Genomic DNA, 11,660 nt, shown 5'->3' on the forward strand with positions numbered 1-11,660 from the left:
CAACGATGCCTGCCACCCCCGAACTGGACCGCCTGCTGGGCATCATGGCGCGCCTGCGCGACCCGTTACAGGGCTGCCCCTGGGACCTGCAGCAGGATTTCGCCAGCATCGCCCCATACACCATCGAGGAAGCCTACGAGGTCGCCGACGCGATCGACCGCGGCGATCTGGATGACCTCAAGGATGAACTCGGCGACCTGCTGTTGCAGGTGGTGTTCCACGCGCAGATGGCACAGGAGCAGGGCGCCTTCGGGTTTGTCGATGTCGCCCGCGCGATCAGCGACAAGATGGAGCGTCGCCACCCGCACGTGTTCGCCCAGGTCCAGGTCGAGGGGGCCGAGGAGGTCAACAGCAACTGGGAGGCGATCAAACGCGCCGAACGCGCCGCCAAGGGGCACACCGATACCTCGGCGCTGGCCGGCATCTCGCGCGGCCTGCCGGAGTGGCAGCGGGCGGTGAAGCTGCAGGCCCGCGCGGCACGGGTCGGTTTCGACTGGCCGGGCCCTGCGCCGGTGATGGACAAGGTGCGCGAAGAACTGGACGAAGTCGCCGCGGAATTCGCGCGCGGTCCAGTCGAGGAAAATCAGGCGCGTCTGCAGGAAGAACTCGGCGATCTCCTGTTCGTCTGCGCCAATCTGGCCCGCCACGCCAAGGTCGACGTCGGTGCCGCCCTGCGGCTGGCCAACCAGAAGTTCGAACGTCGCTTCCGGGCGATGGAAGCCCAGGCCGAGGCGGCGGGGCAATCGATGGGTGCCCTCGATCTGGATGCACAGGAAGCGCTCTGGCAGCAGGCCAAGGACGCCGAGCGCACGGGATGAACACCCTGCTGCTGTTCGTCCTCACCGCCGTGGCCGAGATCGTCGGCTGTTACCTGCCGTGGCTGTGGCTGCGCAAGGACGGCAGTGCGTGGCTGCTGCTGCCGGCGGCCGCCAGCCTGGCGCTGTTCGCCTGGCTGCTGACCCTGCACCCGACCGCCAGCGGGCGCGTCTACGCCGCCTATGGCGGGGTCTATATCGGCACCGCGCTGATGTGGCTGTGGCTGGTGGATGGCATCCGTCCCAGCCGGTGGGACCTGCTCGGCGTCGGCCTGTGCCTGGCCGGCATGATGGTCATCATGTTCGCCCCGCGCACTGCCTGATCCTGGCTGACGGCCCGCCAGGGCACTTCCCGATGCCGGTGTGAAGATGCCGTGGCTATACTCGGCGTTACGAATCCGGGGAAAGGGAGTGACCTGATGTTTCCGACCATGCTGTTCTCGCTGGTGCTGGCCTTCGTGGCCGTCGTCATCCTCTTCAAGGCAGTGCGGATGGTGCCGCAGGGCTACGAATGGACCGTGGAGCGCTTCGGCCGTTATACCCACACCATGTCGCCGGGCCTGCACTTCCTGATCCCGATCGTCTATGGGGTTGGCCGCAAGGTGAACATGATGGAGCAGGTGCTGGATGTGCCCAGCCAGGAAGTGATCACCAAGGACAACGCCGCGGTGCGCGTGGATGGCGTGGTGTTCTTCCAGGTGCTCGATGCGGCCAAGGCCGCTTACGAAGTCGCCAACCTGGAAGTGGCGATGATCGCGTTGGTGCAGACCAATATCCGTACCGTGATCGGCTCGATGGATCTGGATGAATCGCTCAGCCAGCGTGAGGTGATCAACGCCCAGCTGCTGAGCGTGGTCGACCATGCCACCAACCCCTGGGGTGTGAAGGTCAACCGCATCGAAATCCGCGACATCCAGCCACCGCGCGATCTGCTCGACGCGATGGCGCGGCAGATGAAGGCCGAACGCGAAAAGCGCGCGCAGATCCTGGAAGCCGAAGGCTCGCGCCAGTCCGAGATCCTGCGCGCGGAAGGTGAAAAGCAGGCGACCGTGCTGGAGGCCGAAGGCCGCAAGGAAGCCGCCTTCCGCGATGCCGAGGCGCGCGAGCGCCTGGCCGAAGCGGAGGCCAAGGCGACCACGATGGTGTCCGAGGCGATCGCTCAGGGCGACGTACAGGCGATCAACTACTTCATCGCGCAGAAGTATGTGGAGGCGTTCAAGGAGCTGGCGACCTCGCCCAACCAGAAGCTGGTGCTGATGCCGATGGAGGCCAGTGGCGTGATCGGTTCGATCGCCGGTGTCGCCGAACTGGCGCGCGAGGCCTTCGCCAAGCAGGAAGAAAAGAAAGCCACGCGCGGCGTCCCGCCGCGGATCGGGGGCTGACATGCGCTGGGAAGTGGTGGCCTGGGGCGCGCTGGCACTGGTGCTGTTCGCCGCCGAGGCGCTCGCGCCAGGTGCCTTCATGTTGTGGATCGGGATCGGTGCGGCGGCGGTGTTCGTGCTGGTCGCGGTGTTTGCCGACATCCCGCTGCTGTGGCAGGTGGTCGCCTTCGTAGTGCTCAGCGTGGTGTCGATCCAGTGCTACCGGCGCTGGGGGCGATCGCACGATCGCCAGAGTGATCAGCCGCTGTTGAACCGGCGCGCCGAGCAGTTGATCGGGCGGGTGGTCGTGCTCGACCAGGGCATCGTGGCCGGCAAGGGCCGGGCCAAGATCGACGATGCGTTCTGGGTGGTCGCCGGGCCGGATCTGCCTGCCGGCAGCCCGGTGCGCGTGGTCGCGGTGGAAGGGATGACGCTGAAGGTGCAGCAGGCCTGATCCGCGGTTTTCCCGCACCGCCGCAGGCGTTGTGAAGACGGTTCTGGGATAATGGATGCCTTGCCTTCATTCCCCCGGAACCGGTCATGACCCAGAAGACGCTTCTCAACGATACCCACCGCGCACTCGGCGCCAAGATGGTCGATTTCGGTGGTTGGGACATGCCCATTCATTACGGTTCGCAGCTGGACGAGCACCACCTGGTGCGCAGCGATGCCGGCATGTTCGACGTCAGCCACATGACCGTGGTCGATCTGCGCGGTGAGCAGGTCAAGCCGTTCCTGCGCACGTTGCTGGCCAACTCGGTGGACAAGCTCAAGGTCACCGGCAAGGCGCTGTACTCGTGCATGCTCAATGCCCGCGGCGGCGTGATCGACGACCTGATCGTCTATTACATGGCCGACGATTTCTTCCGCATGGTGGTCAACGCCTCGACCCGCGAAAAGGATCTGGCCTGGATCCGCGAGCAGGCCGCCGCCTTCAACGTGGAGGTCATCGAGCGCGAAGACCTGGCCATCATCGCCGTGCAGGGCCCGACCGCACGCGAGCGCGTGATCGGCCTGTTGGGCGAGAGCGACCGCGCTGCGCTGGAGAAGCTGGGCCGATTCGCCGCGCTGGAAACCACCACCGCCGACGGCACCGCGCTGTTCGTCGCGCGTACCGGCTACACCGGTGAAGATGGCTTCGAGATCCTGTTGCCGCAGACCGCCGTGGTCGCGTTCTGGAATGCCCTGAGCGCCGCCGGCGTGCGTCCGGCCGGCCTGGGTGCGCGCGATACGCTGCGCCTGGAGGCGGGCATGAATCTCTACGGCCAGGACATGGACGAGGAGATCACGCCGTATGAAGCCGGCCTGGCGTGGACCGTCGCACTGGACGAAGGTCGCGACTTCATCGGCCGCGACGTGCTCGAGGCGCAGAAGGCGACCGGCAACGCCCGCCAGCTGATCGGCCTGGTGATGGACGAAAAGGGCGTGCTGCGCCATGGCCAGGTGGTGCTCACCGCCGGCGGCGAGGGCGAGATTCTGTCCGGCACCTTCTCGCCCACCCTGGGCAAGGGCATCGCGTTCGCCCGCGTGCCGGGTGGCGAACTGGGCGACGTCCATGTGGACATCCGCGGCAAGCAGGTTCCGGTGCGCGTGGTGAAGTTCCCGTTCGTGCGCGAAGGTCAGGCCCAGCCCGGCGTGCTGATCGACGGCTGATGCCGTGATGTACCCGGTGCGGACGCGTTCGTGTCCGCGCCGGTTGGTTACACTACCCCCGTTTCTTGACCCCCCTGATATTCCTCGGAGCAGTCCCATGAGCGAGATCCCCGGCGACCTCAAATTCCTCAAGTCCCACGAGTGGGCACGCGTTGAAGGCAGCGGCCGCGTCACCGTCGGTATTTCCGACCACGCCCAGGGCCTGCTTGGCGACCTGGTCTACGTTGAACTGCCGGAGGTTGGCCAGGAGGTCAAGGCCGGCGAACAGGCGGCGGTGGTCGAGTCGGTCAAGGCCGCCTCGGACGTGTACAGCCCGATCACCGGCACCGTGGTCGAGGTCAATTCGGCCCTGAGCGACAAGCCGGAAACCATCAACGAAGATGCCTACGGCGATGGCTGGATCTATGTCGTCGAAGTGGCCGGCCTGGACGAAGTCAACGACCTGCTGGGTCCGGACGACTACGCCGAGCTGCTGGAAAACGAAGATCACTGATCGTCGTGTCTGCTGAAAAACGGCCGCCTGGTGCGGCCGTTTTTTTTTGCCTGCTCTCCTGGAGGCACGTCGATCGCGTTAGTGGTGCGTGAGGATCGCCGCATGCAAGTCGTCGCGTTGTGCGCGGCCACCGCCTCATGACGATCGGTTCGGTGCCGCTGCGCGTCGGTGATCGGGTCCGCATCGACGACCCGAAGGCGTGCCGATAAGGCATCGATGGGAACGTGCAGCGACGCTCGACGACGAACGCCAGACACGAAAGCGTCGGTGCCGGACGGTCAAAAGTTTGCGCAGTTGCGCGAATCGGGTCGAAAAAAGCGCGGACGGATGTGAAAAGTTTTGTGGTCCGTTTAAGGTCCGCACGGGAAGACTGGCAGCGGGTGGGAGCGGACATCGCACAGGTGCGGCGCTGTGCGGCAGCGCACGTGCATGTTGCGATGTTGCGACACGAAAGTGCTTCTTTTAAGTGTTTTTCTTTTCAGCGTTGTTCGTCGCGGTTCGCCCGGGGTGTTCGCGATGGCAAGGGTGTGGTGCGTTTGCCGGGGCGTTGGCAGGTGCGGCGAGGGGCGCGCGGCGGGGTGCTGGTGTGAAAATTTTTCGCCGGGGTTGTTGACAGTGAAAAAAAGCGTGATTAGGTTTCGCCTCAGCAGACCTTGCCTGCGAACAGAGTGAGCAGAATCGACATCAAGTCGCGAAGCACAACCTGGACATCCACCTCGCGTCCGATGACGGTGGAGATGGCTTCGCTTCCTTCAGCGAACCGCAAGACCCTTCCTGATCCGATACCTGCCTGGCCGCATGTGGCAGGTGTCTCTGTATCCGTTACGACGCGCATGACGCGACGGCGGTCCCCGCGACGCAGCAACGGCGGGTTTGCTTTACCTGGGCGTTTCCACTCCATAGATCACTGACGAGGAGCCATCCCATGGCAACCAAGAAAGCTGCGAAGAAAAAGCCGGCCGCCAAAAAGGCAGCCAAGAAGGTCGCTAAGAAGGCGACTGCCAAGAAGGCCGTGAAGAAGGTAGCCAAGAAAGCGGCCGCCAAGAAGACGGTGAAGAAGGCGGCCAAGAAGGCGACCGCCCGCAAGGCAGCAGTGAAAAAGACGGCAAAGAAGGCAGTGAAGAAGACGGCGAAGAAGGCCGCCACCAAGAAGACCGCGAAGAAGGCAGTCAAGAAGACGGCGAAGAAGGCCGTCAAGAAGACTGCAAAGAAGGCAGCCGCCAAGAAGACCGCGAAAAAGGCGGTAAAGAAGACGGCCAAGAAGGCGACCCGCAAGGTAGCCAAGAAGGCCGCTCCGAAGAAGGCTGCCAAGAAGACCGCCAAGAAGGCCACCCGCAAGGTAGCCAAGAAGGCCACCGCCAAGAAGGCGACTGCCCGCAAGGCTCCGGCCAAGAAGGCATCCGCCAAGAAGGCAGTGAAGAAGGTCGCAAAGCGCAAGCCGGCCGTTCGCAAGAAGAAGGCCGCACCGGTCGCTCTGCCGGCAACCCCGGCACCGCTGATCTGAGTTTTTCCCGATAGCCGTACCTGAGACTCCTTCCCTGGCAGCCCAGCGGGGAAGGAGTTTTTTTATGGGCGACGCCAAAAAACCACAAAAAAAGGCGGCCATCCGGCCGCCTTTTTCGATGCCACCTGCGGGCGCGATCAGCGCGGCGAGGCGACCGCGCGGTTCGACGAGACGCCCTTGCGGTTGCCCTGCGGAGCGGCGTCTTCGGCCATCAGGTTGTCGCTGCCGAAGTCGGTATCCACGTCCAGCCAGCGCTGCGTCGGCAGGCCCATGGCTTGGTCCAGTACGGTGGGCAGCAGGCCGCTGGGCAGGCTGCTTTCGCCGTTCCACATGATGGCGATGCCGAGGTCGCGTTCGGGCACCAGCGCGACCAGACCGCGGTAACCCTGGACGGCACCGGCGTGGAAGATCACTTCATGGCCGGCGTAATCGAAAGTGCGCCAGCCCAGCGCGTAGCCGGCCGAGTTCAGGCGTTCGCGGCGCCAGCCCGAACGCATCTCACCCGGGGTGCTGATCAGGCTGGCGTGCAGCGTGGCCAGCAGCGGAGCGGGCAGTACGTCGGGGCGGTGGCCGGTGTGGGCGAGCAGCCACTGCGCCATGTCGCTGGCACTGGCGTTGACGCCAGCGGCGGGAGCGAGGCGGTAATAGGTCGGCTTGGGCGTGAGCGCGACCCAACCGTTGCGGCTGCGCACGTGCGGGCGCGCCCAGCGCGAGCTGGCCTGGATGCCGGCCAGGCCGAGGCTGGCGTCGTCCATGCCCAGCGGCTTGAACAGGCGGCGCTCGACGGATTGTTCGTAGAAGCTGCCGGAGGCGGCGTAGACCACATCACCGATCAGGCTGAAGGCCACGTTCTGGTAGGCATAGCAGTCGCCCGGCAGGCACTTGAGCGAGGTGGCCGCCAGCTTGTGGGTAAGCGTGTAGTACTCGGCGTTGGCTTCGACGTCGCGGTCGTAGGCGTTGTAGGGCAGGCCAACGCGGTGGCTGAGCAGGTCGGCCACGGTCAGGCGCTCGGTCGCTTCAGGCGTGCTCAGCTGGAAGCCGGGCACATAGTCGGTGACCTTGCTGTCCCAGCGCAGCGTGCCATCGTTGACCAGCAGGCCGGCCATGGTGCCGGCGAACGCCTTGGACAGCGAAGCCAGGCGGAACACGGTGTGGGCATCGACCTGCTGCGGGTTGTTGACGTCGGTGACGCCGTAACCGCGCGCGCTGAGCACACGGCCGCCCTGGACAATCGCGACGGCCATGCCGGGCACGCGCTCGCCGTAGGTGAGCTGCTGGGCCATCGATTCGATCGAAGCCACGTTGAAGCCCTGCGCCGGCGGCTGCACTTTCAGGCCGGCCGGCGTGGTGCGATACGCGGCAGGCTGGGTGTGCGGGGCGGCGCTCGGCGCCGATTCCTCGATGTTGACCGGGAACGCGTCGGGCGTGGCGGCAGGGGTCTGCGCGGTGGAAGACATGGCGATGGGCATCAACATGCCCAACAACCCGGTTGCCGCCGAACGGATCGGTCGGCGCCTGTTGTTCTGGTTCATCGTATGGGTGCCCGTGCGCGACTGCTGTGACCGATTCTAGCGCCGCTTTTCGTGATTGCACAAACGAATCGAAGATGAATGCGTATCGCGTTGAAAACATGCGGGTTTTGCCGATCCCGACACACGTGCGGAGGTGGACAGTGAGGATGGTCCAGCGCACCCCTGTTCAGGCAGTCGCGCCGGTCCGGATCCACTGCGCGGCACGTTCGGCGATCATGATGGTCGGGGCGTTGGTGTTCCCGCTGACCAGCCGCGGCATGACCGACGCGTCCACCACCCGCAGCCGCTGCGTGCCGTGCACGCGCAGGGTGCCCGGATCCACCACGGCGCCGGCATGCTGCCCCATCGCGCAGGTGCCCACCGGGTGGTAGATGGTCTCGGCCTTGGCCCGGATGAAGGCCTCCAGTGCGGTGTCGTCCAGATCGATGCGGGCGGGAAAGACCGGCGCACCGCGCCAGCGGTCAAAGGCCGGCTGCTGCAGGATCTCGCGCGACAGCCGAGCGCATTCGAGCATCATCTTCAGATCGTGACCCGCGGCGTCGCCCAGGTAGTTGGCGAGGATGCGCGGTGGTGAGCGCGCATCGGCATCACGCAGGCGCAGCTGTCCGCGGCTGCGCGGATGCAGCGGGCAGGCATGCAGCGTGTAGCCATCGCCCGGCAGGCGGTGGCGGCCGTGGTTGTCCAGCATCGCCGGGACGAAATGGAACTGGATGTCGGCGCGGGCATCGGTGGCCAGCGACGAACGGGCGAAGCCACCGGCCTCGGCCAGGTTGCTGGTGCCGGCACCGCGGCGACCGCGCAGGAAGTAGTCCACGGCGATGCGCAGCTCGTTGCTGCGGTCGTAGCTGACGCCCGGTGTGGTGTGCACGACGGTGCAGATGTCCAGGTGGTCCTGCAGATTGCGGCCGACGCCGGGCAGATCCACGCGCGGGGTGATGCCGTGGCAGCGCAACGTGTCGGCCTCGCCGATGCCGGACAGCATCAGCAGGTGCGGGGAATGGATGGCACCTGCGCTGAGGATCACCTCGACCGCCGCGCGTGCATGCAGGTGGTGGCGGCCGCGTCGATAGTGCACGCCGGTCGCCGTGGTGCCCTGCCAGCTCAGCGCGGTTGCCTGCGCGCCGGTGAGCACGGTCAGGTTGCGCCGGTGACGTGCAGGACGCAGGTAGGCGTCCGCGCTCGAGCAACGTGCACCGTCGCGCTGGGTAACCTGGAACAGCCCTACGCCGAGCTGCCGGTCACCGTTGAAGTCCGCATTGTGGGGATGCCCGGCCTCCTGGGCAGCGGCGATGAACGCAGCCGAGAGGGGATTGTGGTGGCGCAGGTCGGACACCGACAGCGGACCCGCATCCCCGTGCAACGCGCTGGCACCGCGGCTGTTGCGCTCACTGTGCAGGAACCACGGAAGCACCTGGTCCCAGCCCCAGCCCGTGGCGCCGCCTGCTTCCCAGCCGTCGTAGTCGGTGGGCACGCCGCGCACGTAGCACATCGCATTGATCGAACTCGATCCTCCCAACACCTTGCCGCGCGGCCACCACAGGCGACGGCCGCCCAGGGCAGGCTCGGGGGCGGTCTCCAGATTCCAGTTGATGCGGCGGTTGTTGACCAGCCGCGCCAGGCCGGCCGGCATGTGGATGAAGGGGTTGGTATCGCGCGGGCCCGCTTCCAGCAGCAGTACCCGGCAGGCCGGGTCTTCGCTGAGCCGGTTGGCCAGCACGCAGCCGGCAGAGCCGGCACCAATCACGATGTAGTCGTACATGCCGCTCCTTGCCGGGGTGCGCACCGAGCATAAGACAGGTTGGGGCAGGCAGGGGCTGCCCGGTGCGCCACGCAGCGTTGCGCCGATGGGCGTGCCGGAGGCTGGCGATGTTGCGGTGCATCGTTTACCTTGCGCGCTTTCCTGCCCGGAGTTTCCACGATGCCGCCGTTGTCACGCCGCCCAAGCCGGGAGTGGGTGCGATGAGTGCTGCCGCAGCAGCACCGGTGCAATCGGGCCTGCGTGGGGCGCTGCGGCAGTCGCCGCCCCTGATCTGGGCGTGCCTGTACTTCTTCTGCCTCTTGAGCGGCTATTACGTGCTGCGTCCGGTGCGCGAGGCAATGGCTGCCTCGGCCGACGCTAAGGCGGTGTTTCCGCCGGTACTGATCGACTGGTTCAGCGCGCATGGCATTGCGGTGCAGGACTTCGTGCTGCAGTTCCTGTTTACCGGGGTGTTCTTCATCATGCTGGTGCTGCAGCCGCTGTACGGCGCGGTGGTCAGTCGCTATGCGCGGAGGGTATTCCTGCCCGCGGTGTATGTCTTCTTCATCGTCTCCCTGCTGGGCTTCTACCTTCTGTTCGACAGTGGCGTGCCAGGGCGTGGCATGGCGTTCTTCTTCTGGGCCGCCGTGTTCAACCTCTTTGCGGTGGCGGTGTTCTGGAGCTTCATGGCCGACGTGTTTTCCAACGCTCAGGCACGCGAGGTATACGGCTACATTGGCGCGGCGGGCACTCTCGGTGCGTTCCTGGGGCCGATCATCACTGCGGCGCTGGTGGAGCGGGTGGGTATTGCCAACCTGATGCTGGTCTCGGCCGGCTTTCTGAGTGCCTGCTTGGTCTGCATCTGGCGGCTGCGGTTGTGGGCGGTGGCGCGGGAGAAGGAGCAGCAGTTGGTGTCGGGTGAAACCCCGATGGGCGGCAGCGTGCTCGACGGCCTGAAGCTGATCGTGCGTGAGCCGCTGCTGCGCTGGCTGGCCGTACTGGTGCTGTTCGGCGTGGGCGTGGGCACGATGCTCTACAACGAGCAGGCCTCGATCGTGCGCCGCCTGTACCCCGATGCGGCGGCAAGCACGGCGTTCTTTTCACGCGTGGACCTGGCGGTGAACACGCTGACCCTGATCATCCAGCTTGGCTTCACGCGCTGGTTGTTGTCGCGGTATGGGATCGCCCCGGCGCTGTTGATTCCCGGCGCGGCGATCATCATCGGGTTCTCGATCCTCGCTGCCTCCCCGTTGCCCCTGATGGTGGCGATAGTGCAGGTCATGACCCGCGCCAGCGAATTCTCACTGGCCAAGCCAGCGCGCGAGACGATCTACACCCGGGTGGACCGCCAGTGGCGCTACAAGGCCGGCGCGGCGATCGACACCGTAGTCTACCGCGGAGGCGATCTGACCTTCGCCTGGCTGCACAAGGGGCTGTCGCTGTTCGGCTCGCATATCGTGTTCGTCGGCGGCCTGGTCGTGGCTGGCGCGATGACCGTTGCAGCCCTCGGCCTGCTGCGGGAAGAAAAGAAGCTGCCAGGCGAGCGCCCGGAGTAAGCTCTCTGCAGTCTTCCAGGAACCTTAACCCATGTATTGGATCGCGCTGTCACTGACCTTGCTGGTCGCCCTGCTGCACGTGTACTTCCTGGTCCTGGAAATGTTCCTGTGGACCAAGCCGCTGGGATTGAAGACCTTCCGCAATACGCCGGAAAAGGCACAGGCCACGCGCGTGCTGGCGGCCAATCAGGGGCTGTACAACGGCTTCCTCGCCGCCGGCCTGTTCTGGGGCCTGTTCGATCACCTGCCGATGCTGGTGAACTTCATGCTGGGCTGCGTGATCGTGGCCGGCTGCTATGGCGCGTACAGCGTCAACAAGCGGATCTTCTTCATCCAGGCAGTGCCGGCGATCCTGGCCGTGGCGGCATGGTGGATGGTGCCTGCCTGACAGGCGCCAGCCACGCATGGCGTGGCGCCACCCTGCGACAGACGGATCGGAGGTAGCGCCACCCCATGGGTGGCTGCGCACCAGCGATCAACGCTTGACCGGTGACACCCACATCGCGATCCGCGCCTCGAACACGGCCGTGCCGGCGTCATCGCGCACCTGCACCTTCACCGGCAGCGCGTAGCCTGCCTCGGCCGCCACGATCGGCTGCTCGGGTGTGGCGACCGCATGCTGGGTGCCCGTCGCTTTGGCCAGGTACTGCACCTCCATGCCCTTCGGGATCCAGCGCATGCCCTTGGGCAGCGAAGCATCCACCATCAGCCCAGCGGTGAGCTCGGCCAGGTTGCACAGCGCGATCGCGTGCACCGTGCCGATGTGGTTGGTGACCTTGCGCCGGTGCGCGATGCGGCCTTCGCAGCGGCCCGGCTCAAGCAGGGTGATGCGCGGGGCGATGCTCGCGAAATAGGGCGCCTTGACGCACACCGCGCGCGAGAACAGCCAGTTGCCGGCGGGCCAGCGCTGCATGCGGCGATACAGGGTGAGCAGTGGAGCGGACATCGGGAATCTCCCAAAAAAACGGCGGACCGAAGTCCGCCGTTGTCGTTTACAGGGTGGGCGGG

11 protein-coding genes and 1 pseudogene are annotated in these 11,660 nt (G+C 65.9%); 8 read left to right on the forward strand and 4 right to left on the reverse strand.

Features of this window, described 5'->3' with window-relative positions; genetic code table 11:
• Positions 1-5: 5 nt before the first annotated feature.
• The 6 genes from mazG to gcvH all read left to right on the forward strand — a co-directional run bounded on the left by mazG (position 6) and on the right by gcvH (position 4,322).
• Positions 6-818: a nucleoside triphosphate pyrophosphohydrolase gene (gene mazG / locus ABE464_RS18125; RefSeq protein ID WP_346473064.1), complete on the forward strand. Its 813-nt coding sequence runs from the start codon at positions 6-8 to the stop codon at positions 816-818.
• Positions 815-1,138: a YnfA family protein gene (locus tag ABE464_RS18130; protein ID WP_259259448.1), complete on the forward strand. Its 324-nt coding sequence runs from the start codon at positions 815-817 to the stop codon at positions 1,136-1,138. The genes mazG and ABE464_RS18130 overlap by 4 nt, the downstream gene beginning before the upstream one ends.
• A 96-nt stretch (positions 1,139-1,234) precedes the next feature.
• Complete coding sequence (locus ABE464_RS18135; RefSeq protein ID WP_046272684.1) at positions 1,235-2,197, forward strand: SPFH domain-containing protein; 963 nt, start codon at positions 1,235-1,237, stop codon at positions 2,195-2,197.
• 1 nt (position 2,198) lies between these two features.
• The gene (locus tag ABE464_RS18140) at positions 2,199-2,630 is read left to right on the forward strand and encodes an NfeD family protein (protein ID WP_259259452.1); all 432 of its coding nucleotides are present in this window, start codon (positions 2,199-2,201) and stop codon (positions 2,628-2,630) included.
• 86 nt (positions 2,631-2,716) lie between these two features.
• Entirely contained in the window at positions 2,717-3,829 is a 1,113-nt protein-coding gene (gene gcvT / locus ABE464_RS18145; protein WP_346473065.1) for a glycine cleavage system aminomethyltransferase GcvT, read from the forward strand.
• Positions 3,830-3,926: 97 nt separating this feature from the next.
• Positions 3,927-4,322: a glycine cleavage system protein GcvH gene (gene gcvH / locus ABE464_RS18150; protein WP_123730439.1), complete on the forward strand. Its 396-nt coding sequence runs from the start codon at positions 3,927-3,929 to the stop codon at positions 4,320-4,322.
• 924 nt (positions 4,323-5,246) lie between these two features.
• On the opposite strand, the pseudogene ABE464_RS18155 reads toward gcvH, so the two are convergent.
• From ABE464_RS18155 to ABE464_RS18165, 3 genes and pseudogenes are all read right to left on the reverse strand, one after another.
• A pseudogene (locus ABE464_RS18155) lies at positions 5,247-5,702 on the reverse strand (hypothetical protein); the annotation flags it as partial.
• Between the two features lie 261 nt (positions 5,703-5,963).
• Entirely contained in the window at positions 5,964-7,358 is a 1,395-nt protein-coding gene (locus ABE464_RS18160; protein ID WP_346473066.1) for a serine hydrolase domain-containing protein, read from the reverse strand.
• A gap of 166 nt (positions 7,359-7,524) precedes the next feature.
• Positions 7,525-9,117, reverse strand: a complete 1,593-nt coding sequence (locus ABE464_RS18165) for a choline dehydrogenase (RefSeq protein WP_346473067.1) — start codon at positions 9,115-9,117, stop codon at positions 7,525-7,527.
• Between the two features lie 200 nt (positions 9,118-9,317).
• Between ABE464_RS18165 and ABE464_RS18170 the strand changes: the two genes are divergently transcribed.
• Together ABE464_RS18170 and ABE464_RS18175 are read left to right on the forward strand one after the other, a co-directional pair.
• On the forward strand, positions 9,318-10,652 hold the full coding sequence (locus ABE464_RS18170; RefSeq protein WP_346473068.1) for an MFS transporter: 1,335 nt from the start codon (positions 9,318-9,320) through the stop codon (positions 10,650-10,652).
• Positions 10,653-10,683: 31 nt separating this feature from the next.
• The gene (locus ABE464_RS18175; protein ID WP_121038995.1) at positions 10,684-11,040 is read left to right on the forward strand and encodes a DUF1304 domain-containing protein; all 357 of its coding nucleotides are present in this window, start codon (positions 10,684-10,686) and stop codon (positions 11,038-11,040) included.
• Positions 11,041-11,127: 87 nt separating this feature from the next.
• Here ABE464_RS18175 and ABE464_RS18180 read toward each other — a convergent pair whose 3' ends face one another.
• On the reverse strand, positions 11,128-11,598 hold the full coding sequence (locus tag ABE464_RS18180) for a hotdog fold domain-containing protein (protein WP_346473069.1): 471 nt from the start codon (positions 11,596-11,598) through the stop codon (positions 11,128-11,130).
• Between the last annotated feature and the right edge of the window lie 62 nt (positions 11,599-11,660).

The sequence above is a fragment of the Stenotrophomonas sp. TWI587 genome, assembly GCF_039674145.1.
GTDB classification, from domain to species: domain Bacteria; phylum Pseudomonadota; class Gammaproteobacteria; order Xanthomonadales; family Xanthomonadaceae; genus Stenotrophomonas; species Stenotrophomonas maltophilia_AY.